This is a genomic window from Succinimonas sp. (assembly GCF_045225735.1).
Taxonomy (GTDB): domain Bacteria; phylum Pseudomonadota; class Gammaproteobacteria; order Enterobacterales; family Succinivibrionaceae; genus Succinimonas.
Map to the genome: position 1 here is coordinate 1 of NZ_JBGVBR010000313.1, position 25,290 is coordinate 25,290.

The following is a 25,290-nucleotide window of genomic DNA, read 5'->3' on the forward strand; positions in this document are numbered from 1 at the left end:
CAAATTATTTGCTTTGGAGAATGCTTTTAAGGACATGAAATCAAAGTACGACGAGCTGGCAGCTTTAATGGAAAAATACATGACCAGGCAGCCAATTTTGAATTAGTTTCCTTCATCAGCGAAGTCCCGTCTCCCTCTTTGGGCAGGCGGGATTTTTTTTGATGAATTCCGGAGATCTGTCTGAATTCCGCCGGCGCTGGCAGTCTGGGAAGACCGGATTTCCTCGCCCGAAGAACCGGGAACTTTATGGCGGCAGGAGGGGATCAGACACATTTCCGGCAATAGCGGCGAGCACCATGTTCCCGAAACCTTCCCTCTGTGAGACCGGAGGCATTGCTCTCAGACGTTACGGATCCCCCGCCGGCATTGTGCTATAATTTCCTGAAGGCTGACGGGACAGCGTTTTCAGGCCGGGAGCCGGAACTGTTTTCGTCTCTGCTGAATAGGCTTTTTGCGTCCCTGCCGGGCTTCGGGCCGCCGGAAATTGAAATAATGTAGATCCAAGCTGAGATGACTGTTTTTCTTTTTGTTCTGGCAGCGCTGTTTTATCTGCTGCTGCTTCCCTTTGTGACGATATCATTCCTTACTTTGTGCGCCATAAGAAGCAAGCTGGAATATCCGGAGCTCCTGTCCAAAGAAATCTCCTTTGCGGTTATGATTGCGGCAACGCTGATTCTGGAGGGCGGACTCTGGTATTACATGTATTCGGTTTATGCGCTGCCGGCTCAGCTTCTGGCCGCGCTGCCGGCTCTGGCGCTGATGGCGCTGGCTTTCCGGAAATCCCGGCTGGACGTTTTTAATAAGGCATCCCGGCAGCGTTTCTTCATGCTGGGACTGGCAGCGGCCGTATTTGCGGCTGTCGTTATCGCGTTTATTCTCAGAGCTCAGGGAATTGTAAGCTTTTGATATTAAGCCTCAGGAGAGTTTGCAGTGTTCGGTTTTTTTGAAAAGCTTATCCCGCCTTTTCCTGAGGATCCTGCTCTCAGCGGAGCACCTCCCCATACCTTTTTCAGATTTATTTTCTTTTACTCCCGGGGCATCTGGCGCTATCTTCTGCTGGTGTCATTTCTTTCAGCCCTGGCCGGGTTCGGCGAGGCCCTGTTCTTTTACTATATCGGTAGTCTGGTGGATATCCTGGCGGAGACGGAACCTGCCGCGCTCTGGGAAAAACACCGCGGCACCTTTATCACCTTTGGCATTATTTCCTTGGTGGCGCTTCCCCTGATTCAGACGACGCACCATCTGCTCCTTAATCAGGGAATCCGCAGCAGCTACCCCATGCAGATCCGCTATCGCATGCATTGCCATCTGCTCCGGCAGTCCGTGTCGTTTTTCGCATCCGAATATGCCGGCAGACTGTCTCAGAAGCTGATGCAGACCTCTCTGGGAATCCGGGATACGGTGCTGAAGTTCATTGACGTCATTGTGCACATGATTGTCTATTTCGTCACCATGGTATTCATGCTGGCCGAAACCAATGCCATTCTCATGAGCATTATGCTTTTCTGGCTGTTTCTGTACCTGGGCATCATGTACCATTACCTGCCTCTGCTGAGACGGGCCAGCCGCGCGGCTGCCGAAAAGCGTTCGGAAATGGTGGGCTGTCTGGTGGACAGCTATGCCAACATTCAGACGGTGAAGCTGTTTTCCAAAGGCGCCTACGAAGAACAGCATGCCGCCGGCAACATGAAATCCTGTCTCAGGGCGGAATACCTGCTGATGAGACTGGTAACCCGCTTTGATCTTTCCGTGCAGTACATAGACTATCTCCTCATCGCCGCCCTGACCTTCATGTCCGTCTGGCTCTGGCAGCAGGGAGTGATTCTGGCCGGCGGCGTGGCCGTGGCTCTCAGCTTGGCCATCCGGATAAACAACATGTCCCAGTGGGTGATGTGGGAGGTGGGCCTTCTTTTTGACAATATCGGCAATGTGCAGAACGGCATGGATACTGTGGCCCGTCCCGTTGCCGTAACGGATCCCGCAAACCCGGCCGTCATGGATTCCTGCCGGGGAGAAATCACCTTCCGCAATGTTGATTTTGCGTACACCCCGGGAGTCCCGGTGTTTAAAAACCTCTGCCTGACCATCAAGCCGGGGGAGCGCATCGGCCTCGTGGGGCATTCCGGCAGCGGCAAATCAACTTTGGTAAATCTCCTTCTGCGCTTCTATGACGTAAATTCCGGAGCAGTGCTGGTGGACGGCGCTGACGTGAGAACCCTGAAGCAGGACGATCTCCGCAGCATGATCGCCATGGTTACTCAGGATATCTCCCTCCTGCATCGCTCGGTGCGGGACAATATCATGTACGGCTATGACTATTCGGAAAATTCTGAAAACGTCATGCGGGAGGCGGCTCACAAGGCCGAGGCTGATGACTTCATTGTCAATCTCAGCGATGCCATGGGCCATCAGGGATATGACACCCAGGTAGGGGAGCGGGGCGTGCGGCTTTCCGGCGGCCAGCGGCAGCGCATTGCCATTGCCCGGGTGATTATCAGAAACTCCCCGATTCTGATCCTGGACGAGGCGACCTCCGCTTTGGATTCCGAAATCGAGGACATTGTGAAAAAGAATCTCGAGGGCATTATGCAGGGAAAGACGGTAATCGCCATCGCCCACCGGCTTTCCACCATTGCCGCCATGGATCGTCTTATTGTGCTGGAACACGGCGTCATTGCCGAGGAGGGCACCCACGAGGAGCTCCTGAAAAAGAACGGCATTTACGCCTCCATGTGGCATAAGCAGACCGGGGGCTTTCTGGGCGAGTAGCGGAGTTTGGTAAAACCTTGAAATCTCCGCTTTTGTTCCGCGGCGCTCTTTTTTCTTAATTTTTCCTTTTCTTTCTTATTCTTCCTTATTTTTTCCCCTTTTTCTTGTGGTCATTGTTGTCCTTTTTTGTCAGTTTTTTCATTTCTATATTGGCTATCTGTGCATTTTTTAATCAAAGTTACGACCAAAACCATGACAGTAGTTGCATAATTTTATTCAAAAAGCATGAATTTAACGATGTTATATGTATTCTTTTTATAAAGTTTGCTATAATTACAATGTAACCACTTTTGGAGGCAGGTATGTCGCATACAATGACAGTTGAATATGTAATCAGGAACAATAAAGGTGAGGAAGTGGCCAGATTTCAGGATCTTGCAGAGGCCCGGAGATATGACCGGGTGCTCACGGCAGCGGAGCAGCTTTTTGAGCTTTTCAGGGAAATTCCGGCTCTTTCCGGGGTTGATGACGCCGTTATGGATGAGGTTTCCTTTCAGATCGCCCGGAGAAGCGGGGAGGTGATGCCCATTTTAAGCCGGATTGGCCGGGAGAAGGCTTCCGGGGGCCGCGGCGAGAAGCAGGTTCCCGAAAGGGAGGCGGAGTCTCGGGAGGCTCCCGGAGATCCGGAGCCCGGGAATGCCGCAGCGGCCGCGGCAGAAATGCCGGAACCCGGAGAGAGCGTCCGGGGGAGATCCCGGGGATCCCGCAGCAAGGCGGCCTGAGGCTTTCTGCCGGGTTAAGGGCTTATTCAGGTAAAGTTTATTCTCCAAGTGATTTTGCCGGGAGTCTGCGAGCCTCCCGGTCTTTTTTTGTTGGCGAAGGCCGATTTTATAAGCTCTCACGGTAATTTTTGGCAACAGTTTTACGGATCTCCGGCAAAGAATAATCTGTGAGGTTGATCATAGTTGCAAATGTAGTAAAATATGCGCAGCAGGGCAGGGGCCGTGTGAGGCATAAGCGGCAAAACAGAGAGAAAACGGGCGAAAAAAGCGCCGGGAGGCAGATATGGCAGAGATCAGCAAAGAGGCGGAGCTGGTGCGTACGGCTCTGATAAAGGCGGGACTGGAAACTCCTCTCATTCCGGTTGCTATGGACAGCGCGGAGAAGAAGGAGCAGATTGCCGCTCATTTCAGATCGGTAATGCAGATCCTGGGACTGGATCTCACCGATGATTCCCTGGAAAAATCTCCGGAGCGCATTGCCAGAATGTACGTGGATGAAATATTTTCCGGCCTGGACTATGCCAACTTCCCTAAGATCACCGTCATTGAAAACAAAATGCACGTGGATGAAATGGTCAAGGTGCGGGATATTACCATGACCAGCACCTGCGAGCATCACTTCGTTACCATTGACGGCCATGCCAAGGTGGCCTACATGCCCAATACCAAGGTTATCGGCCTCTCCAAAATCAACCGCATCGTCAAGTTCTTCGCCCGCCGTCCTCAGGTGCAGGAGCGGCTGACCCGGCAGATCCTGGTGGCGCTGCAGACCCTTCTGGAAACTGAAAACGTCGCGGTCTCCATTACGGCCACGCACTACTGCGTCAAGGCCCGGGGAGTGGAGGATCCTACCAGCTCCACCACCACTACGGCTCTCGGAGGCTTCTTTAAGAAGAACTCCGCTTCCAGACATGAATTCCTGACTGATGACTGAAAAAGGATTGCGAGGCGGCCACGGAACCGCCTTTAATTTTATGGCCCTCCTCATGGCCTTTGCCGGCATTGCCGGGCTTGCGGTTTATTATTTCTACGTGCTGTCCCTGTACCGGGATCGGGATGTCTCCGAGGCTTATGATGCCTATTTTATCAGTCACCGCATCCGCTTCTGGAACCGCTATCAGACCCTTTATGTGATTCCGGGCCGGATCTACCGCACCGTCTGGGAGCGGCCGTCGTTTTTCGGGCGGGACAACGTGGATCCTCCGGATGAGGACAGCGGGGGACTCTCCATCAGGGAGCTGGTGCCGCTCCGTTTCAAGCTTTATTCCTGCAGCGAGAACTATTCCCTGAGGATCCGGGTCTATAATCAGGAGCCGGGGGAGCTGGATCTTCTGGCCGGAAACAAGTCCTACACCGCCCGATTACTGAAGGCGGGAGTGAACGAGACGGTGTTTCCGGTGCCGCTGGAGGAGCTTTCCTGCGTTCCCGGGGATACCCTGGAGCTCTTCCTGAAAACCAGTCATCCGGTTAAGGTGCTAAGTGTGGGGTTTGAAAGTGTGGGGTTTGAAATATGAAAGACCATGACAGCTATACGATTTCCCTGCTGATTCCCGTCTACAACGAGGAAGCCACCATCATGAAGTTTTATGAGGAGGTTTCCCGGGTGACCGCGCCCGAGGGGGAGCATCTCGAGTTTGTGTTTATCAATGACGGCAGCAGCGATGGCAGCGTGGCCATCATCAGGGAGCTCATTAAACGGGATTCCCGGGTGGCTCTCATTAACTTTTCCAGAAATTTCGGCAAGGAATCCGCCGTGACTGCCGGACTCCGCAGCGTGAAAAGCGATGCCGTGATCCCCATTGACGTGGATCTGCAGGATCCCCCGGAGCTCATACTGACCTTCATTAAGGAATGGCGGGAGCATGGTTACCATACCGTATACGGCGTCCGGGCCGACAGAACCCGGGACTCCTTTATGAAGCGCCTCACTGCCGGGTGGTTCTACCGTATTTTCAACATGCTGAGCGCCAAGGTGAAGCTCCCGGAGAATGTGGGAGATTTCCGGCTTATCGATAGGAAGGTTATCGACGCCATCAAGGATCTGCCGGAACGGGACCGCTTCATGAAGGGCATTTTTGCCTGGGCGGGCTTTACCTGTTATGGCGTTCCCTACGAGCGTCCCGCCCGCTCCGGGGGGAGCTCCAAGTTTAATTACTGGAAGCTCTGGAATTTCGCCCTGGACGGCATTTTCAGCTTTTCCTCCGCGCCCCTCCTTATCTGGAGCTATCTCGGAGCCTTTCTGGGGCTTATCAGCGCCATCTACATGGTTTACATTATTTCCAAAACCATTTTTCTGGGAGTGGATACCCCGGGCTATGCCTCCACCATGGCGGCGATCCTTTTTCTGGGATCGGTGCAGCTCATTTCCATCGGGGTGCTGGGAGAGTATATCGGCCGGATCTTCATGGAGGTCAAAAGGCGGCCGATATACGTCATAAACGAGATTGAGGGCGGCCGCAGCGGCGCCGGATTCATCAGATCCGGCGAAAAGGGCGAAAGAGGCGCAAATGGCGGCCGGGATCCTGAAGCCGGCAGAAAGGAGCAGTAAATTGCAGGCTGAGCAGACTGACAAGAGAGCTCCGGTAATGCAGGAGCTCTTCCGGATCGTAAGGTTCGTCCTGGTGGGCGGCCTGGCCACTCTGACCGATCTTCTGGTGAGCTTTTTGCTGGTTTCGGTTCTGGGCGTCCGAAATTTTGCGGCAGCGGTTTCCGCTCTGGGAATATCCCCCGCATGGGCGGCGCGGCATTTTGAGGAGGGCGTTACGGCGCTGGCCTTTATGCTGGCCTTTGCGGTCTCCTATTACGGCCACAGTTCAGTAACCTTTCATGCGGCGAGATCCCGGACGGTGCTTCTGAGAATGTTTGCGGCCTCTCTCATGGCTCTGGCGCTCCGGGTGGTTTTGGTATACGGCATCAAGGAGCTTCTGGGCTGGGGAGAGCAGGGGGCTCCCGTGTATCAGCTGGAAACCAGCATCCTCAATATGCCCCTGAGTCTTTCCCTGAACGCCTCCTACATTCCGCTTCTGGCCTCCATGGCGCTGGTTACCGTCCTGAGTTATTTCCTCTTTAAGCGCTGGGTGTTCCGGAAATGATAAACCAGAATTCCATGGACACAGCCACCGTTCCGGAAATCGCAGACAAGGCCGGGGGATTAAGTTCGGCCGCTCCGGAGGCCGGATTTCGACAGGAGCTTCCCCGCCGGAAATTTCCGCGGCTTATGAAATCCCTGAAAACCCTCTGGCAGGCCCTGCTGCTTTTTCTGGGCACCCGCCTTGCTCTTTATCTTCTGGTCTATCTCAGCGCGGTTATTTACCCCGGAGATTTCACGCAGTTTTCCGGAGAGCCCTTTGAGTCGCCAGAAGCCGTTGCCTCCGACGTGATGACCATGTTTTGTCAGTTTGACTGCAAATGGTTCATGTCCATTGCGGTGTCCGGCTATGAGACCTATCCCAATCATCTCACCACGGGACATGCCGCCAACTGGGCCTTCCTGCCGTTCTATCCCCTCCTGGGGCGGTATCTTGCGGAATATTCCGGACTCAGCATTCTCCAGTCCTTTTATCTTATCTCCAACATTTGCTGCTTTCTGGGACTCCTGCTCTGGATCCGCTTCCTCAGAATGTTCCGGCTTTCCTATGAAACCCGTCTCGCGGGAGCCTTCTTCTATTGCGTTCTGCCCTACAGCGTGTACTTTATCGCCCCCTATACCGAAAGCCTCTTCATGATGTTCACCATTGCCGCCTTCATGCTGGCTATGAAGGAACGCTACCTGCCTGCGGCTCTCTGCGCCATGGTCATGGTGGCTACCAAGAACATCGGGGTGATGTTTGTGTTTCCCCTGGCCATTATCTTCTGGCAGCATAACGGCTTCCGGGCCTTTTTTAAATTAACCGATCTCAAAACCGCCTACTTCTGGCTGGCCTTCATGCTGGTGCCTCTCCCCATGTTTGTTTTTCAGAACTGGCTCTGGCTCAGCACCGGGGACGCTCTGGCCTTTAAGAATATTCAGCTGGCCTGGGGGCGCATGATGGGAAATCCCTTCATGCACATGCTGGAGGGCTTTGCTTCCGGAGGGTACAAGGCTTACTTTGCCGCCTTTTTCGCCGGCTGCTTCATTCCCATCGCCTATCTCCTCTTCCGCAAAAGATACGCCGAGGGAGTGTTTCTGCTGCTGGGAGCCCTGATTCCGGTATCCACGGGAGTGAACGCCATTCCCCGCTATATGTTCGGCATGATGCCCATGCTTCTGGCCTTTACCCTGATGATGGAGGGCCGGCCCTGGTTCCGGAATCTCCTCCTGACTTTGTCCGGCATGCTGGCCGTGTTTATTTCCGTTGCCTGGGCCCGGGGCGCGTTTTTTACCGTCTGAGGAATGGTGCCGGCCTCCGGCGCCGGGGAAACCGGAAAGGGGCCCCGTTCCGGTTTGCCCCTGCTCCAGATTACCCCTATAATGGTTTTCAGGGGCCGGGCGGCGCCGGATCCGCAAGGATCTCGCAAATGCCGGCTCATAGTAATCAGCAGAAAAGATCGACGCAGAAGGAGACCCTTCATGGCAAGACAGAGCACAGGGAATTCCCGGATGCCATCAGGAGATCCGGCCGGGGTTTTGACATCGCCGACGTGGCGCGCGCTGCTCCCTGCGGGGGCTGGAACTGCCTGGTAAGAGACTTAATCAGGATAACCTTTGTCAATAATTAAGCCGGCGGGCTATTTAACGGGCTCTCCCAAAGAGAGCCTTCTGACGCCGCGACACAGCAATACAGCAGCAAGGAGAGATCAGTCATGTATCTTGCCCTGGGGGTTGAATATAACGGACTTGGCTACAACGGCTTTCAGATCCAGCCCGATAAGCCATCGGTGCAGGGAGAACTGGAAAAGGCCATAAGCTCGGTGGCGGCGGCCCCGGTTCACATCGTCTGCGCCGGAAGAACCGATGCCGGGGTGCATGCCACCGGACAGGTGATAAGCTTTGCTTCCCCAAATGACCGGCCGATGAGCGCCTGGATCAGGGGGGTGAATGCCCGGCTTCCGGAGGATATCGTCATTACCTGGGGGCGGGAGGTGTCTTCCGGGTTCAGCGCCCGTTTCAGCGCCTTTGCCCGGAGATACCGCTACATTATTGCCAATACCCCCTGCCGTCCCGCCATCGGAAGGGGGCTTATAAGCCACTGCTACCGTGCCCGGCTCAATGAGACGGCCATGCACGAGGCCGCGCAGTGCCTGCTGGGGGAGAACGACTTTTCTGCGTTTCGGGGAGCGGGGTGTCAGAGCCATTCCCCCATGCGGAACGTTTCGGAAATTTCGGTAACCCGGAAGGGGGATTTTGTCACCTTAGATATCACCGCCAATGCCTTTCTCCTCCACATGGTACGCAATATTGCCGGCTCCCTTCTGGAAATCGGCCTTGGAAATCAGCCGGTATCCTGGATGCGGGAGATTTTTGAAGGGCGGGATCGCCGTCTCGCCGGCCCCACGGCGCCTCCCGACGGTCTTTACCTTGTTGATGTTTCCTATCCCGATCTTTACGGCATTCCGGCCCGCGCCTCTCCGGGGCCGCTCTTCTGGGACTGACGGCGGAGTCCCCGCCGCTTCCGGCCGCGGCGTCTGTTTTTTCGGATCCTTTATCAGACGGCATCTTGCGGCATAAGCCTTGTTAGCCTCTGCTCACAAGGACTCTTAACGATAATAATTGTCATTATTTTTTTGGCGGCGGTGCTCTATAATCCCTGTTTAAACCTGACGGACGGACATGCCGGGGCCGGGAGATTTCCGGATCACTAGTCCGCAGCCAGACATAATCAAAAAGAAGCTGGAGGAACAGAAGTCATGTGGGACTATTCTGAAAAGGTAAAGGATCATTTTTTTCATCCCAGGAATGCCAAAATCGTTGAAGGCGCCAATGCAGTGGGCGATGTGGGATCCATTGTCTGCGGCGATGCTCTTCGTCTCATGCTCAAGATAAATCCCGACACCGAGGTTATCGAAGACGCGGGCTTTCAGACCTTCGGCTGCGGCAGCGCCATTGCCTCCTCCTCGGCTCTTACGGAAATGATCAAGGGCCTGAAGCTGGAGGACGCCCTGAAAATCACCAACAAGGATATTGCCGATTATCTGGACGGCCTGCCTCCGGAAAAGATGCACTGCTCCGTCATGGGCCGGGAGGCTCTGGATGCTGCCGCCGCCAACTACCGCGGCGAATCCTATGAAAGCGCTCATGCCGATTCCCCGCTGGTCTGCAAGTGCTTCGGCGTAGACGAGGCCCGCATTATCCGAGCTATCCGGGAAAACCATCTCACCACCGTGCAGGACGTTACCAACTACACCAAGGCCGGCGGCGCCTGCGGTTCCTGTCATGAAAAGATCGAGGAAATCATTGAGCGCACCCTGAAGGAAATGGCCAATGACGCCGAAAGCTCCGCCGAGAAGGACAGAAGCGCCGGGGCCGCTCCGGCTCCTCAGGCAAGAGCTCCGGAACCGGAGCTCAGCCAGGCTGAAAGGATCAAGGCCGAGGCTGACAGGGAGATCCAGGCGCTGGAAGAACAGATGCGCCGCATCCGGGAGGAATCCCAGGCCAAGATCGCCCGGGTGCAGGAGGAGGCCCGGCAGCGTGATGAAAAGCTCCGCCAGGAAAAGGAGGAAACCCTCCGGAAGGCCCGGGAAGCTGAAATCAATGCTCAGGATGAAGGCCCGGTAAATGAGGCCGTGCCTTTTTACGGCGAGGTGGTCAGAGTTATCAACGACATGAAGGTCGCTCTGGCTCAGGACAGCGGCGGCGTGGATCTCGTCAAGGTCACCTCCGAAAAGGTTTATGTGGAGCTTTCCGGATCCTGCGTGGGCTGCATGATGACCGATATGACCCTGTCCTGGATCCAGCAGCAGATCATGGAGGCCGTGGGCCACTATGTGCAGGTGATCAATATCGCCGCCCCCCAGGCTCTTTATCCGGAAGAGTTGGAGGAGTAACAAATGACAGCAGAAATCAAACGCGTATATCTGGACAATAACGCCACCACCAGAACCGATCCTCTGGTATATCAGTCCATGATCCCTTTCTTTACTGAATTTTACGGCAATCCCAGCTCCATGCACGATTTCGGCACCCCGGTGCGGGGCGCCATGGAGGAAGCCCGGCATAAGGTAGCCCAGTTTATCGGGGCGGAGCATGATGATGAAATCATCTTCACCGGCTGCGCCACGGAATCTGACAACACCGCGCTGGAAAGCGCCGTGCTGGCCAGTCCGGATCGTCCGGAAATCATCACCACCGCCGTGGAGCATCCTGCCATCCTGGCCACCTGCGCCCGCCTGGAAAAGCGCGGCATCAAGGTGCATTACCTGAAGGTGGACGGCCGGGGCCGGCTGGATCTGGACGAGTACCGCAGGCTCCTTTCCGATAAGGTGGCCATAGTTTCCATTATGTGGGCCAACAATGAAACCGGCAACATCTATCCCGTGAAGGAAATGGCCGAGATGGCTAAGGAATACGGCATTGAGTTCCATACCGACGCCGTGCAGGCCATGGGGAAGATCCCGGTTAACGTGGGCGACAGCGCCATTGACATGCTGAGCTTCTCGGGACACAAGCTGCATGCTCCCAAGGGAGTGGGAGTGCTTTACCTGAAGCGGGGCACCCGCTTCCGTCCCTTTATGAAGGGCGGGCATCAGGAAAAGGGCCGCCGGGCCGGCACCGAGAACACCCCGTACATTGTGGGACTGGGCACTGCCTGCGATCTCGCCGCGCTGCATCTCGAGGAAATCAATGTCCGGGTGCGGGAGCTCCGGGATCGTCTGCAGTTCGGCCTCCTCCGGGAGATCCCCAACTGCTTTGTTACCGGGGACATTGAGAACCGCACCGCCAATACCCTGAATATCGCCTTCGAGTATGTGGAGGGCGAGGCCATTCTCCTGAAGTTCAACGAACTGGGCATCGCCGCCTCCACCGGCAGCGCCTGTTCCTCGGGATCCCTGGAACCCAGCCATGTCATGCGGGCCATGAACATTCCCTTTACCGCTGCTCACGGCACGGTGCGCTTCAGTCTGAGCCGCTTCACCACAGATGGAGAGGTGGATTACGTGCTGGAGAAGGTGCCTCCCGTGATTGCCGAGCTCCGGGAATACTCTCCGTACTGGCAGCAGGGGAAGCCCAAAATGAGCGCGTTTGATCCGGAATACAAGGGCACTCTCGGGAAGAACGCTTCCTAGGACAGGGCGTTTCCGATGCCGGAGTCTCCGGCCGCATCCATGCCCCGGCGGAATTTTGCTGCCGGGGTTTTTCGTTTATGAGGCATTCGGGAAGGCGCGGCTCATTCCGAAAAGTAACACTCCTCCGGAAAATTTGGCTTTTCGTGGAAAAAATACGGGATAGCCTTTATAATATTAAAAATAGATATTTTTTTTAGATCTCCGGGGCGGACGGAGGTTTTTTGCGGGAAGACTTTAGCATTATGTCCGAGATAACTGCGATTTTTGAGGAGGGCGGCCCTCTGGGCGGCGTGCCGGGATACCGGGTCAGACGGGGGCAGGTGTGCATGGCGGCGGCCGTGGCGGAATCTGTGGCCAAAGGCCGGAATCTCATTGTGGAGGCCGGCACCGGCACCGGAAAGACCTTCGGCTACCTGATCCCGCTTCTTAAAAAGGGCTACAAGGCCATTGTCAGCACCGAGGCCAAGAATCTCCAGAATCAGATTTCGGAAAAGGATCTCCCGGCGCTTCTGAAGCTCATGGGGCTGGAGGGCAAGGTGAAGACGGTGGTCTGGAAGGGCAAGTCCAACTATGTCTGCCGGGAGGTGCTGGAGGGCCTGGTGAAGAGGGCGGAGCGCCGCAAAACCCCTGAAGGCTCCGGAGATGCCGTGGACATTATCATCAAGCATAAATCCCGGGTGGATGAGTTTATCAAAGCTCCCGGAAACGGCGAGCTGGCGGATTTTGAGAAAATCACCGGCATTACCAGCGTTAAGGTGCTGCCCCGCCTTGCCATTGACGGCGAGCGCTGCCTTGGGGATTACTGCAGCCATTGCGAGGACTGCTATCACAAGCTTATCCGGGCCCGGGCTCAGCAGGCGGACGTGGTCATTGTGAACCACTCGCTCCTGTGCTACGGAGCCTTCTGGGAGGACTACCTCCCGGATGCGGAGGCGGTGGTCATCGATGAGGCCCATAAATTTCCGGACACTCTCAAGCAATGCTTTTCGGTAAGGTTTAACAGCATCACCTTCCTGAAGACTCTTGATCGGGTCCGGGAGCATATCAGAGATGCCCTGGGGGGAGAAAAGGAGCTTAAAAAGCTGGAGGAGGGCTTCCTTAAAAAAGGCCGGAAGGACGGTAAAAGGGGCGACGGGGAAATCAATCTCTTTACCGCTGACAGGCTGGACTCTTTCATCTCGGCCATTCCGGAAATCAAGCAGGCTCTCAATAATCTGGAGGAAACGCTCCCCAGCTTTAATGAAGCCCTCAGGAGCCGCTATACCGATCCCGACAATGATTACTGTCCCCGGAAGGAATTCCGGGGCCGGGAGCGGGATCTTCCGGTGGTGTTCAGCAGAAGCTCCCAGGAGATGAATAAATGCATGGAAAGCGGCTTTCTGGAGGAGCTTAATGATCTTGACCATGGCTTTTATCCGGTTTTGAAGGATTTTCTGGAACAGCTGGACAATGCAGTCAAAATCATTTCCAATGCCGCTAACAAAGCGGCGGAGAAAGCCCTGACGGCGGGGCCGGATTCCCCGGAGGCGGATTTTTCCGCGCACATGTCCAGATCTGCGGACCTCCTCTCCAACTACTCCGCCACTCTTAAGGAAAAAATCTTTCCGGAGCTTTCCCCGGAGGCGGAGCTTGCCGAGGATGACAACCCCCCTTTTGACTCTGAAAACTATTACCGCAGCTATGTCCGGACTCCGGGGCATTTTGAGATCTCCGCTACCCCGTACAATCCGGATCGGGAATTCCGGGAATACTTCTCGGAATCCAAGATCAATCTGAAGCATGCGCACTACATCTTCACCAGCGCCACCATTTCCACCGGCGGCATGTCCTCCTTTGACGGCATTTCCGAGTCCGGGAACTACAATTATTTCACGGACTTCCTGATGCGGCTGGGACTGGACAACACCACCTCCGACGTCATGCAGATCGCCAGCCCCTTTAATTACTACCGGAACAGCCTTTTATGCATTCCCGAGGGGCTGAACGGCCTTAAAAAGGCTCCGGGCACCGGGCAGATCCGCCCGGACGCCATTCTGGAAATGCTGGCCGATGCCATTAACATCACCCCCGGCGGCATCTTCATTCTCTGCACCTCCTATGCGGCGGTGAGCGCCTACTATGCCGCCATGTATCAGCTCATTAAGACCCAGCGCATCCGTTCCCGGCTTCTCATGTATCAGGGAGACGACAGCCAGAGCAAGGAGCAGATGACCGCCCGCTTCCGGGAGAACGGCCGGGCCATCCTTATCGGCACCAAATCCTTCTGGGAAGGCGTGGACATGCCCGGAAAGGATCTCTCCATGGTGATAATTGACAAGATTCCCTTCCCCCAGATGAGCATTGATCTCAAGGCGGAACGAAAGTACTGCGAGGCCCATCGGAGTCCCGCCAGCGGGTACGGGGTTTTTGAGCTGGTGGATATGCCCCGGGCGATCATTGATCTTAAGCAGGGGGCCGGCCGTCTTATCCGGAAGGAGGATGACACCGGGGTCGTGGTGATCTGCAGTCCGGCTCTCACCGACGGCGGCAGGAAGCAGTACCGGGATGACATTCTGGAATCCCTGCCTCCCATGTATTTCGATACCGAGGTCAGCACCATCCGGGAATTCTGGGACTGGCACCGGAAGCATGACAAGCCGGAGGTGTCTTCCTGAGGCTGCCAGTCCAGGCTCGTGCCGGCCCTTTAGTTTGTCCGGAGATTATGAAGTCTGAACATTTGAACCACAGTTGAAACACAAAAACGGGGCTTGCGCAGGTTCTAAGGGCCGGTATTCGCAGCAAGCTTGAAAAAACAGCGGGCTATGAAGCAATGCTTGATGAAGGCCCCGGCTTACGGAGGACACATATGAAAACCATAATTCTGAACGGGAGTCCCCGCAGGAACTGGAACACCGCTCAGCTTCTGAAGGAAGCGCAAAGAGGAGCGGAATCCGCCGGCGCCGAGGTTGAGTATATCGACCTTTACAGTCTGAACTACAGTGGCTGCCGCAGCTGTCTTGCCTGTAAGCGCAAGGGGATCGCGGAGCCCTGCAAATGCTACTGGAAGGATGAACTGACACCTGTTTTGGAGAAAATATGGCAGGCGGACAGATTGATCGCCGGCGCGCCGATTTATTACAGCGAGCCCGCCAGCGGCATGCGCGCGCTGCTGGAAAGAGTGGCATTTCCGGCTATGAGCTACAACGATTATTCCAGCGTCTTCAAAGGCCGTGTTGATGCGGATATCTTCCTTACCATGAATGCGCCTATGCAGTATTACAGGCAGGTGTACGAAGGAAGAATGCAGGAGTATTTTGCTCCCCTGCGGTTCCTGAACGGTCAGGTGCGCATTTTTCCGGTTTGCGATACGCTGCAGGTCAGGGATTACTCCAAATATGATATGGCAGGGTTCTCCGAGGAGCATAAGAAAGCGGTGCATGACGCGGAATTCCCGAAACTGCTGGAGCAGGCTTTCAAAATTGGTGCCGCCTGCGCACCGAACCGGGAAACGCTGATGGCCATGAATGAAGCTGAAAGCATCGCCAGGGATCCTGATGCCAGGCGTTACTCTGACGTTGAAGAAGCCCTGAAGGCATTAAAGGAGGAATGAGACTCGTCAGGGCGAGCCTTTTTCCTCATCATAACAGGCCTTTAAAGGATATAATAAGGGCTGATTTTTCAAGGCGGGATTTATTATGACCAAGATACTTGCGGTGGACACGGCCACCGAAGCCTGTTCGGCGGCACTCTTTATTGACGGCCGGATTATCTCGGAGAAGGAGGTGGCTCCTCAGGGGCACACCCGGCTTCTTTTGCCCATGACTGACAGGCTTCTTAAGGAGGCCGGTCTCAATCTGCGGGATTTGGATGCCCTGGCCGCGGGAAGAGGCCCCGGATCCTTTACCGGCGTGCGCATCGGCGTCAGCATGGCTCAGGGACTGGCCTACGGCGCCGGAAAGCCCCTTATCGGCATCAGCGATCTTATGGTGATGGCGTTTCAGGCTCTGGAGGAGACCGGCCTTAACGAAGCGGTGGCGGCCATTGACGCCCGCATGGGAGAGGTTTATGTGGGAGTTTTCCGGAAGGATCCTGATGGCTTTCCGGAGCTTCTGGGAGAGGAACGGGTGCTGGCTCCGGAGATCGCCGCTGCCTATGCCGGAGAGCTCCTTTCCGGAAATCAGGCGGCTCTGACAGGCACCGGCTTTGCTGCCTATCCCCGGATCGGCGAGGTCCTTAACGGCATTCCCGCCGCGGAAAACCTCCCCTGGGCGGATACCCTGGCCAGGCTGGCTCTCCGGGACTATGAACAGGGACTCGCCCGCGCTCCCGGGGAAATCCTTCCTGTTTACATCAGGGATCAGGTTACCTGGAAGAAGGTGGCCGAGCAGGAGCTGGATCGTCAGCAAAGGCGGGGCTGACCATCCGGGAGCAGCCAAACCGGAAATCTGCGTTTTTTTGCAGGTTATCCGGGTTTTTTAACAAAGCTGTGGTATGCTGATAGAGACCGTTTCAGCTTTGGGAACCGGCAGGCTGTTTCCGGTAGATCCGGCAGCCAAACCAAAGAACAAAAATCATAAAGACAGGGACAGCTGAAAGCATTGGCGGAATTGTTCTAACCGGGGGGAAGGAGCATGTCGAGACAGGATCATGCTTTAAGCGCAGCCATTATCGGAGCCGGGGAGCGCGCCCGGAACATGATTCGGGTTTACCGGATGCTGGGACGTCCCGTGACCGGAGTATTCAGCAGAACCCGGGAAAAGACCTACAAAATGGTGGAGGAGCTGGGACTTTACGGCGTCACCACCGTATATGAAAATCTGGCCAATATGCTGGAGCACGATGTCGCCCCCTATATCTATATCGCCTCCCCCAATAACACCCATGCCGCGTTTTCCATGGAGGCGATTTTTCATGGGCGGCATGTTTTTACCGAAAACCTCATGGCTGAAAACGTCCGGGAGCTGGCCTCCATTGAAGAGGCCCTGAGGCAGGAGCCCCGGGTTTTTATGGAAGCCAATACCGCGCTGTCCTCCCCCGTGCTCAAGCGGCTTCAGAGCTACATAAACACCGGACGGGATTACCCGGAGCTGGGAGCTCTGGGCATGCTGGCCATTACCTACAGCTCCTCCCGGGACAAGCCGCAAAGCGAACTGGGCTTTCTCAAGAGCGAGGGCTGCTACCCCATCGGAGCTGCGGTAAGAATCCTGGGCACCCGGGTGGAGACGGTGGTTTCCGATATGGATTATGATTCCGCCTGGCATGATTCCCGGGGCGCCTGCACCCTCAGCAACGATGCCGGCATCAAATCCTGCCTCTCCATGTCCTTTGCCGACAAGCTGCCCTCCAACGTGGTGCTTTCCTTCAAAAACGGCTTTATTCTGGTGGAGGATTTCCCCACGGCTCTTCATTACGACATATTTCAGGGCGGGGTGCGTACCCGGGTGGATCTTACCCAGGATATTCTCCGGGAATACGAGCTTTCTCCGGACATTTTTAAAACTCCTCTGGATATCTCTCTGGCGGTGTCGATTCTGGACTTTGAGGAGGCGGTGGCAGCCGGTCAGGATCGCTCTCTTTGGCAGGAGTACACCAACTACCGGGAATCTCAGGCCGTGTTCCGCCTGATATATGAAATTCTGGCCCATATGTCCGTTACCGTAAAACCGGAGCTGCGGGCGGTTCAGCAGTAAACAGCATACCCGGAGCCTTAAAGACGGAAGCCGCAATTTATGTTTTATTTTCAGCTGGATGATGTTTGTTATGCCGCGTCCCGGGGGACGGGACTCCGGGAAACCGGGGATCCGGTTTCTCCGGAGGATTACGCCGCATTTCAGAAGGAGCTTGCCGCGGGAATTCCCATGATGCTCCGGCGGCGGCTCCTTCCGGCCGGAAGGCTGGCGGTGGGCGCGGGAGTCCGGCTTCTGACCCGTTTTCCGGATATGGCCCGGATTATCTTTGTCTCCCGCACCGGAGAAAGCGTGAGGTGCTTCCGGCTTCTTCAGGAGATCCTGGCCGGAAACGGCATCTCTCCCATGGAATTTGCCTCCTGCGTGCACAACGGGAATGCGGGGGTGCTCTCAATTATCCGGAAGTATCAGGGCGAGGTTACCGCCGTGGCCGGAGCGGAGAGCACTCTTATGGCCGGTCTTACCGAAGCCAGAGCCGCGCTGGGAGCCCGGCCGGAGGTTAACCGGGTGCTTCTCGCGGTATCCGAAGAAAATCTGGAGTGCTGCCGGGAGGTGTTAACGGAGGTGCCGGATTTCGGGGGGGATTACGCTCTGGCTTTGGCGCTGTCCCGCTGTCCTGAGGAGTTCCGGGAGGAGGATCTTCCGGCAGGTCGGGAATCCGGAGAACGGCTTTTTACCCGGCGGCTTCACGGCGTTACTTTGATCGGGTTTTGCGAGGAGCGGGATCGCTGTCTCTCCGGCCGGGATCTGGGGGATGCCCTGGCCCGGGAGCTTAAGGACAGGATCTGACAGGAGGCCGGCCCTGATAAAAGATTTTGGGGCTCTTCAGGCTGAGAAGCAGGGAAATACAGTACAGGCGGTTTGGAAAGATCAGCGAAACCTATGGGAAAATTAGTTTGCGCCTTAAGAAGCTTTACCACTCTTCTGGTTTACGGAGTGTTTTCCGGGGGAGCCGTGTTAAATGGCACGGTGGTATACCTTCTTCTGATAATCCTGATCAGGGATCCCCGGAAACGGCAGCTGGCTCTCCGGAAGGCGGTAAAAACCGGCCTTAAGTTTTTTCTGTTTCTGTCCGGCATTCTGGGGGTTTTCCGGTATGATGACAGCGCCATCAGAGATCTCCGGGATCTCCGCGGGGCCGTGATCATCGCCAATCATCCCTCCCTGGTGGATTTTATTATCATTATCTGCTGTCTTGACGAGCATGCCATTACCATGGTTAAGAATTCCCTTACTCATGGCTTTATGAAATACGTTATTAAGCACCTGGGGTATGTGAACAATCAGTCCTCGCTGGAGGAGATTCATGAGGCGACGGCTTCGGGGGACAATCTGCTGATATTTCCGGAAGGCACCAGAACCCGGAATCCCGAGGCTCTTTCCTTTCAGAGGGGAGCCGCCAATCTGGCCATTCGCTTTAAAAAGCCCCTCCAGCCTGTGTATATTTACTGCGACGCTCCCGGGTATCTCTCCCGGGGCTTTATGTCCCTGAAGGTTCCCGAGCATGTGCCCCGGTTTTACATCCGGAAGGGAGAACTGATGCAGCCTGAGGATTTTCTGGAACCGGACAAGCTCCCTTCGGTAAATGCAAGACATCTGACAAAAAAGCTGGAAACCATGTATGATGAATGGCTGTTAAACTGCCGTAACGGCCAAAATCAGCAGTAACACGCTGTTCTCGGGTAATCCCGAGCCGCAAAGCTATGGAATGAACACGGAATTTTTTAACTCACGATGCGAGGTTATATGAGCGAAGATCTGACGCTTAAAATCAAGGAAATGATTATCTCTTCCTTGAATCTGGAGGATATTGCCCCGGAGGACATTGATACCGAGGCGCCGCTTTTCAATGAAGGTCTGGGGCTGGATTCCATCGATGCTCTGGAGCTGGGACTGGCTATCAAGAACACCTTCGGAGTCACCATTAACCCGGAGTCTGAGGATGTGAAGAAGCACTTCTATTCCGTTAAGACCCTGCAGGACTTCATTGAGGCTTCCGGAAAGAAGTAAGCCGCACTGAATCGCACCGGGAGACTCAGATCTCCCGGTTTTACGTATCCGGCATGGCGGATCTCAGATTATCCGCTTATTGCCGCATGACTGCCTGACCGCTGCTGTGTTATAAAGCTCTGCAGGTTCGCTCATGCGAGGGCAAATAAGGAGTTCTCCTCTGTTTTCACTGAAAGCCTTTCATCATCTCTCCGGACTTAAGACCTGTAACCTGGAGCGTTCGTCTTCGGGGTTGGGGTAGGTGTAGCTTTTGGCATACCGGACAATTCCGGATATGTCAGCGCTTTTCGGAATCTTCCAGGAGCTGAGAGGCTGGTTAAACGAGCTGGCGCCGTTGAACATGTTCCTCATGCTTGCGCCTTCCCGGAAGGCCCATTTATCAAGAGGCTGATTAAAGGCTTCGGCATTATTGAACATATAATCCATGTTCTCGACACGGGAGACGTCCCAGTTGTTAAGAGTCTGGTTGAAGACTCTGGCATCTCTGAACATCATCGCCATTTCAACTACCTCGCCGGTGTTCCAGCTTCCGATGGGCTGATTGAATGATGAGGCCTCCCTGAACATTTCATACATATTCTCCACCCTGGAGGTGTTCCAGTCCCCGATGGGCTGATTGAAGGCTTTGGCCCCCCGGAACATACCGCCCATAAACTTTACCTTGCCTGTATTCCAGTTCCCGACGGGCTGATTGAAAGCTTTGGCTTCATCAAACATTAAGGACATATCGGACACCCCGGAGGTATCCCATTTGTCCAGAGGCTGGTTAAAGCTTTCCGCTGACGCAAACATTGCTCCCATATTTTTCGCCTTGGAGGTGTTCCAGCTGTTAAGAGGCTGGTTGAAGGCTTTTGCCTGGACAAACATGCTGTTGAACGTTGCCGTGTTTCCGGTGTCCCAGCTGCCAACGGGCTGGTTAAAGGATTCGGCGCCCCAGAACATGCCTGCCATGTATTTCACGCTGCCTGTATCCCACTTGTCCAGCGGGGAGTTAAAGCTTTTGGCGTTATAAAACATGAAGGACATGTTTTCGACACGGGAGGTGTCCCATTCATTCAGCGGCTGGTTGAATTTGGCGGCGTTGAAAAACATTCCGTTCATGTTGGCAATGCGAGAGGTGTCCCGGATATTAACGTATTCCAGTTCCTTGAAATCCATGAAGGCGCAGGCCAGGGAACGCACCCGTTTTCCCGGTTTGACCTCAAAGACAATCTGCCGGAGCGGAGTCTTTTCATTAGCGATCCAGAAGGGATTTCTCTCATGCTGAAACTTCTGGAAGTAGAACATGTCATGCTCATCCTTCGGACATCTGGTGAATTCGTAATTTATGGTCAGACTGTCGATGGCGTTAGCGGAAATGAGCTGAATAAGCTCAGGAGTGATGTCCTCCGGGGCATTAAGCTCCGGATTTCGCTTAAGATATTCCGGAGAATTACGGGGATCATGAGCGGCGGAGATCATGCTGTATGCCGCAAGAGCTCCCAGAGAGAGCAAAAGCGTTCCCGCCAGAGCCAGAGTGAGACGGCTTTTTTTCAGGGGACGGCCGCAGTTTTTGCAGAAGCTGGAATCGTCCTCGATTTCATAACCGCATTTTTTGCATTTCATTGTTCTCGTGTTCCTGTTGTTTTAAAAGACTGACATGGCAATACCGGGCAGCCGGATGGCGAGCCGTTCATTTGCCGTTTTTCCTGGTTCTGACTCGTTACTTAGAGCGTTCATCTTCCGGGTTCGGGTAGGTGTAGCTTTTGGCATTCCGGACGATTCCGGATATGTAAGCCTTTTTCGGAATTTTCCAGGAGGTGAGAGGCTGGTTAAACGATTCAGCGCCGTTGAACATGTTGCTCATGTTTACGTTTTCCCTGAAGGCCCATTTATCAAGAGGCTGATTAAAGGCTTTGGCATGACTGAACATGTACTCCATGTCATAGACACTGGAGACGTCCCAGTTACCCACAGGCTGGTTAAACGAGTCGGCTCCGCGGAACATGCCACGCATACTCATGACATTGCCGGTGTTCCAGTTCCCGATGGGCTGATTGAAGTGTTCCGCTTCACTGAACATATATGACATGTCGTCCACTCTTGATGTATCCCATTTGTCCAGAGGCTGATTGAAGCTTTTCGCCTTGTAAAACATGCTCTCCATATCCCAGACGTTTCGGGTATTCCAGTTCCCGATGGGCTGATTGAAAGATGAGGCCTCCCTGAACATGTTATACATGTTCCCCACCCTGGAGGTATTCCAGTCCCCGATGGGCTGATTGAAAGATGAAGCCCCCCGGAACATGCCCCCCATAAACTTTACCTTGCCTGTATTCCAGTTTCCGATAGGCTGATTGAAAGATGAGGCCCCCTCGAACATGCCGAACATATTGTCCACCTTGGAGGTATCCCAGCTCCCGACCGGCTGATTGAAGCTTTCAGCCTGGTAAAACATTCTTTCCGTATTCCAGACGTTTCCGGTATTCCAGTTCCCGATGGGCTGATTGAAGCTTTCAGCCTGATAAAACATTCTTTCCATATTCCAGACGTTTCCGGTATTCCAGTTCCCGATGGGCTGATTGAAGTTTTCAGCCTGATAAAACATCGACCGCATGTCATGAACATTTCCGGTATTCCAGCTGTTCAGCGGCTGGTTGAAGGACTTGGCTTTTCGGAACATCTGTCTCATGCTGACTGCTCCGGAGACATCCCAGTCTGCCAGGGGAGCATTAAAGCTCAAGGCATCCCTGAACGTACGGGTAAAATCTTTGATTTCAGGGCCGACTGCAATGTTCACAGATTCAAGATTCCAGAACCCTTCAAAGGCGCAGGCCAGAGAGGTTACCTGAGGGGTGAGAATAACCCGGAAGCGGATATCTTTCAGCGGAGTGCGGCTGTGGGCTTTCCAGAAAGGATTCCTGGCCAGCCGTTCATTTTTGTAGTTATCATCAGCATAAAGATCTTCGTCGTCATCATCAAGCGGACATTCACGCGGGGTTTCACTTCCCCATGCTTGCTCGCATTCCTCCAGCGAATTGCATTTGATAAATTTTTTCGACTTAATGACGGAACCGCATTCGTAGTCAGATTCATTCCTGGAAATCGTCTTTTCAAGAGGGAGGGGGCAGCCGGCAAATTCATAGTTGATGGTCAGGGATTCCAGACGGTTTGCAATAATGTCAGATATGAGCTCGTCAGTGATGTCCTCAGGGGAATTCAGCACCGGATTCAGTTTATTCTGATACATGATGAGCGCAAGTAGATACCGGATGCAGCGATTATGCCCGCAATGATGGCGGCATTTATAAGCTTTTTCCCGAAGGATCCGTTCCGGGGGTGTTCACATCTGCGGGGAGCTCCGCAAAAACAGCAGTATTTGGAATCAGCGGCTATTTCTTTGCCGCATTTCTGGCATCGCATGGCAGGCACTCTAAAAACGGTTAAATGTTAACAAAATGTTATATTGGGCTATGTTATTCATTTTGTTATATCTGTCAATGAATGTTTTGAAAGAGGAGACGGAGGAGCAGGCAAGCGGGGAGCAGGGAAAGAAAGGGAGGCATTGCTGACGGTTTCAGGCATGAACGGCAACTTGGTTTACAGCAGATCTGTTCCGTTGAGACACCTCCGCAGGCGAGGACTTCAAAGTAAATTGAAGTTTGTTTGAAGTTGTCTTGAAGTTTATTTTGAAGTATTATTGAAGCAGTCTTGAAGCAGTTCAAAAAAGGGAGACGACCGTGATGTTTCTGGAAGAGATTATCGAAGATGCGCAGCTGGAAAACGATAGGTTTGAAGCCAAAGCCATGCTAAATCATAATGATGTTGTTGGCTGGCTCAAAAGCATTGCCGGATTTGCCAATGCCGGCGGGGGAGATTTTTACATTGGCGTGGAAGACAAAACAAATAAATTGATTGGTTTTGACAGAAAAGGGGCTGATAACGAAAGAAATTTTTTTAATAATAAGGTGAATGAATATTTAATCCCCAGACCGGTAACGCAGATTTCTTTTGTGCGATATGAAATAAACGAGAAAGAGCGGTTTATCATCAGAATCAGAATTGCGGAATCAACGGTAAAACCAGTGATTCTCAAATATAATAATATACCGGCAATTTATATGAGACGCGATGGTTTTACCAATGGTGCCACGTATGAAGAAATTACCGAGATGTGCAATAAAAGCAGGAAAACCCAGTATGATGTTTTGGTATCAGATGTAAAATATGACGTCTCCAGACTGTCGGATCTTAGCGCCTTTTATGAACGTCATAATAAAGGAGCCAGACTTAAAGAAAAAGCATTACAATCATTGGGTTTTATGAATAATGATGGCTATTTATTAAATGGCGCCGTGCTGTTTTTGGATAATTACCATGAAGGAAAAACGGATGTGCAGTGTTCTGTGTTTTCCGGATTCCATAAAGGAAGTGAAAGAATTGTTGCGGTAAATAAATTCAGCGGAAATATCACCTCTGTAATTGATTACATCATGAATTTTGTGACTCAAAGAATGAATCATTCTTTTATAAAATTAAATAACGGGAGAATTAATATAGATTCATATCCTGAAAGAGCTTTATTGGAAGGGGTGATAAATGCTGTAGTTCATCGCGATTACTATTTGGATGGTACGCAGATACAGGTTGATATATTTAAGGATCGCCTGGAAATAACGTCTCCAGGTGGCTTTTACCGATCTGAAAAGTCAGGCAAGACTTATGATTTATCAGGAGTTGTTTCCCGGAACAGAAATGAACTCATTGCCCGGGTTCTGATGGCCTGCAAGGTTATGGAAGCCGGCAGTGCCGGCTTTGCTAAAACAATGCAGGCTTATGCCGATGCTGACAGTGAACATAAGCCGTATGTCTGCTCATCATCAGATCATTTTACTCTAGTGCTGCCCGATTTAACCTATGAGCGGGGAGTCGCAGACACAAGCGTTCCCGTGCTGAATTTTGCGCCGGTTCCTCAGGGCACGGATTTCGACGAGAAGGTATTATCATTTTGTTATGCAAAGGCCCGTAAAGCTTCGGAAATTGCGGCATATCTGGGAATAAGCGATTCCTCATACTTTAGAAAGCGCGTTCTTGCTAATCTGGAAAATAACAATTATCTTGAGAAGAGTAAGATTTCAAGAGCTTCCTACTATAAAACAAATCCCGATATGGTTGTCCTGGCATAGCTTAGGATAATTATTGCCGAGGTGTTAAAATGGCCAATCTCAATGAATTCGAAAGAGCGATAAAGATTCCTTTAGCCCAGTCTCTTTTAAGATTTGAGGACATAGAACTCACGGATGCGGAAACTGAGAAGCTCTTAACTAATGAAAGCCTGGAAATATCTGAGTTTTCAGAAGAAGAGTCGCTCATTATTAATAATATCATTAATGCTTTAAACTATATGCAGTCTCTGGATATTTCAAAGGTTAAAGCTGATTTGGATTTATTTATAAAGCTAAACTCCCTGCTTGCCAAAGATCAGGCTTTATTTACCGGATCTTTGCGAAACGGATTTTGTTCCATTCCCTGCATCGGGCAAATTCCCGTGCCTGCAGAGGAAACAGTTAAAGAGGAAATTGCTAAATTAAACAGCATTTCCAGGGCTCACAGTTCTCCGGAAAATAATTCTTCAGATAACTATAAACTGATTGCTTCAGTATGCTTCTGTAATTTGGCAAGATTGCAGCCTTTTTGGGACGGTAATAAAAGAACCGCGCTTTGTTTATGCAATATGGAATTACTGAAGCATGATTTTGACCTGCTAATTATCCCCAAAGACAAATATGCCGGTTTTGAAGAGCGGTTAACTCCTTTCTATAAAAAGGAAAATAATGATGTTATCGGGTATCTGGCCCGAAATTGCTTTGCGAGGCAGCGCCGGTAGCGGGAATAAGAGCATGGGGAAAACAGAGCATAACAGGGCAGGCATGGAATAAATA

General features: G+C 53.1%; 23 protein-coding genes. 21 read left to right on the plus strand and 2 right to left on the minus strand.

The features are described from left to right. Nucleotides 1-510 precede the first annotated feature (510 nt). From ACJROR_RS11140 to ACJROR_RS11230, 19 genes are all read left to right on the plus strand, one after another. Nucleotides 511-906: a hypothetical protein gene (locus tag ACJROR_RS11140; RefSeq protein ID WP_406547114.1), complete on the plus strand. Its 396-nt coding sequence runs from the start codon at nucleotides 511-513 to the stop codon at nucleotides 904-906. A 24-nt stretch (nucleotides 907-930) separates the two neighbouring features. After that, nucleotides 931-2,769 (plus strand): ABC transporter ATP-binding protein, encoded by a 1,839-nt coding sequence (locus ACJROR_RS11145; protein WP_406040812.1) that lies wholly within the window; start codon nucleotides 931-933, stop codon nucleotides 2,767-2,769. 314 nt (nucleotides 2,770-3,083) lie between these two features. Then, a complete protein-coding gene (locus ACJROR_RS11150) occupies nucleotides 3,084-3,491 on the plus strand; it encodes a YebG family protein (RefSeq protein ID WP_406547115.1) in 408 nt (135 codons plus the stop codon). Nucleotides 3,492-3,774: 283 nt separating this feature from the next. Beyond that, the gene (folE, locus tag ACJROR_RS11155; RefSeq protein WP_406547116.1) at nucleotides 3,775-4,425 is read left to right on the plus strand and encodes a GTP cyclohydrolase I FolE; all 651 of its coding nucleotides are present in this window, start codon (nucleotides 3,775-3,777) and stop codon (nucleotides 4,423-4,425) included. Beyond that, nucleotides 4,418-5,005, plus strand: coding sequence for a hypothetical protein (locus ACJROR_RS11160; RefSeq protein ID WP_406547117.1), 588 nt, complete (start codon nucleotides 4,418-4,420; stop codon nucleotides 5,003-5,005). The genes folE and ACJROR_RS11160 overlap by 8 nt, the downstream gene beginning before the upstream one ends. Continuing rightward, the gene (locus ACJROR_RS11165) at nucleotides 5,002-6,039 is read left to right on the plus strand and encodes a glycosyltransferase family 2 protein (protein ID WP_406547118.1); all 1,038 of its coding nucleotides are present in this window, start codon (nucleotides 5,002-5,004) and stop codon (nucleotides 6,037-6,039) included. The genes ACJROR_RS11160 and ACJROR_RS11165 overlap by 4 nt, the downstream gene beginning before the upstream one ends. A gap of 1 nt (nucleotide 6,040) precedes the next feature. Beyond that, nucleotides 6,041-6,583, plus strand: a complete 543-nt coding sequence (locus ACJROR_RS11170; protein ID WP_406040802.1) for a GtrA family protein — start codon at nucleotides 6,041-6,043, stop codon at nucleotides 6,581-6,583. Then, nucleotides 6,580-7,860 carry a hypothetical protein gene (locus tag ACJROR_RS11175; RefSeq protein WP_406547119.1) on the plus strand — a complete coding sequence of 427 codons (1,281 nt, stop codon included), beginning with the start codon at nucleotides 6,580-6,582 and terminating at the stop codon, nucleotides 7,858-7,860. The genes ACJROR_RS11170 and ACJROR_RS11175 overlap by 4 nt, the downstream gene beginning before the upstream one ends. A 128-nt stretch (nucleotides 7,861-7,988) precedes the next feature. After that, nucleotides 7,989-8,189: a hypothetical protein gene (locus tag ACJROR_RS11180; protein WP_406547120.1), complete on the plus strand. Its 201-nt coding sequence runs from the start codon at nucleotides 7,989-7,991 to the stop codon at nucleotides 8,187-8,189. An 84-nt stretch (nucleotides 8,190-8,273) separates the two neighbouring features. Beyond that, nucleotides 8,274-9,062: a tRNA pseudouridine(38-40) synthase TruA gene (gene truA, locus ACJROR_RS11185; RefSeq protein WP_406547121.1), complete on the plus strand. Its 789-nt coding sequence runs from the start codon at nucleotides 8,274-8,276 to the stop codon at nucleotides 9,060-9,062. 255 nt (nucleotides 9,063-9,317) lie between these two features. Further along, a complete protein-coding gene (gene nifU / locus ACJROR_RS11190) occupies nucleotides 9,318-10,454 on the plus strand; it encodes a Fe-S cluster assembly protein NifU (protein ID WP_406547122.1) in 1,137 nt (378 codons plus the stop codon). Nucleotides 10,455-10,457: 3 nt separating this feature from the next. Next, entirely contained in the window at nucleotides 10,458-11,693 is a 1,236-nt protein-coding gene (gene nifS / locus ACJROR_RS11195; RefSeq protein ID WP_406547123.1) for a cysteine desulfurase NifS, read from the plus strand. Between the two features lie 242 nt (nucleotides 11,694-11,935). Next, nucleotides 11,936-14,347 carry an ATP-dependent DNA helicase gene (locus tag ACJROR_RS11200; RefSeq protein WP_406547124.1) on the plus strand — a complete coding sequence of 804 codons (2,412 nt, stop codon included), beginning with the start codon at nucleotides 11,936-11,938 and terminating at the stop codon, nucleotides 14,345-14,347. Between the two features lie 191 nt (nucleotides 14,348-14,538). After that, nucleotides 14,539-15,282, plus strand: a complete 744-nt coding sequence (locus ACJROR_RS11205) for a flavodoxin family protein (protein ID WP_406547125.1) — start codon at nucleotides 14,539-14,541, stop codon at nucleotides 15,280-15,282. Nucleotides 15,283-15,367: 85 nt separating this feature from the next. Continuing rightward, nucleotides 15,368-16,090 carry a tRNA (adenosine(37)-N6)-threonylcarbamoyltransferase complex dimerization subunit type 1 TsaB gene (tsaB, locus tag ACJROR_RS11210; protein ID WP_406547126.1) on the plus strand — a complete coding sequence of 241 codons (723 nt, stop codon included), beginning with the start codon at nucleotides 15,368-15,370 and terminating at the stop codon, nucleotides 16,088-16,090. A 213-nt stretch (nucleotides 16,091-16,303) separates the two neighbouring features. Further along, complete coding sequence (locus tag ACJROR_RS11215) at nucleotides 16,304-17,362, plus strand: Gfo/Idh/MocA family protein (protein ID WP_406547127.1); 1,059 nt, start codon at nucleotides 16,304-16,306, stop codon at nucleotides 17,360-17,362. A gap of 39 nt (nucleotides 17,363-17,401) precedes the next feature. Further along, complete coding sequence (locus ACJROR_RS11220) at nucleotides 17,402-18,148, plus strand: beta-ketoacyl synthase chain length factor (protein WP_406547128.1); 747 nt, start codon at nucleotides 17,402-17,404, stop codon at nucleotides 18,146-18,148. A gap of 93 nt (nucleotides 18,149-18,241) precedes the next feature. Further along, nucleotides 18,242-19,027 carry a lysophospholipid acyltransferase family protein gene (locus ACJROR_RS11225; RefSeq protein WP_406547129.1) on the plus strand — a complete coding sequence of 262 codons (786 nt, stop codon included), beginning with the start codon at nucleotides 18,242-18,244 and terminating at the stop codon, nucleotides 19,025-19,027. 78 nt (nucleotides 19,028-19,105) lie between these two features. After that, nucleotides 19,106-19,369, plus strand: a complete 264-nt coding sequence (locus ACJROR_RS11230) for a phosphopantetheine-binding protein (RefSeq protein ID WP_406040778.1) — start codon at nucleotides 19,106-19,108, stop codon at nucleotides 19,367-19,369. 183 nt (nucleotides 19,370-19,552) lie between these two features. Here the strand turns inward: ACJROR_RS11230 and ACJROR_RS11235 are convergent, their stop codons facing one another. Next, entirely contained in the window at nucleotides 19,553-20,974 is a 1,422-nt protein-coding gene (locus tag ACJROR_RS11235) for a BspA family leucine-rich repeat surface protein (RefSeq protein WP_406547130.1), read from the minus strand. Between the two features lie 97 nt (nucleotides 20,975-21,071). Then, nucleotides 21,072-22,598 (minus strand): BspA family leucine-rich repeat surface protein, encoded by a 1,527-nt coding sequence (locus ACJROR_RS11240; RefSeq protein ID WP_406547131.1) that lies wholly within the window; start codon nucleotides 22,596-22,598, stop codon nucleotides 21,072-21,074. Between the two features lie 493 nt (nucleotides 22,599-23,091). On the opposite strand from ACJROR_RS11240, the gene ACJROR_RS11245 reads away from it, so the two are divergent. Further along, nucleotides 23,092-24,534 (plus strand): ATP-binding protein, encoded by a 1,443-nt coding sequence (locus tag ACJROR_RS11245; RefSeq protein WP_406547133.1) that lies wholly within the window; start codon nucleotides 23,092-23,094, stop codon nucleotides 24,532-24,534. Between the two features lie 29 nt (nucleotides 24,535-24,563). Beyond that, entirely contained in the window at nucleotides 24,564-25,235 is a 672-nt protein-coding gene (locus ACJROR_RS11250; RefSeq protein WP_406547132.1) for a Fic family protein, read from the plus strand. Nucleotides 25,236-25,290 lie beyond the last annotated feature (55 nt).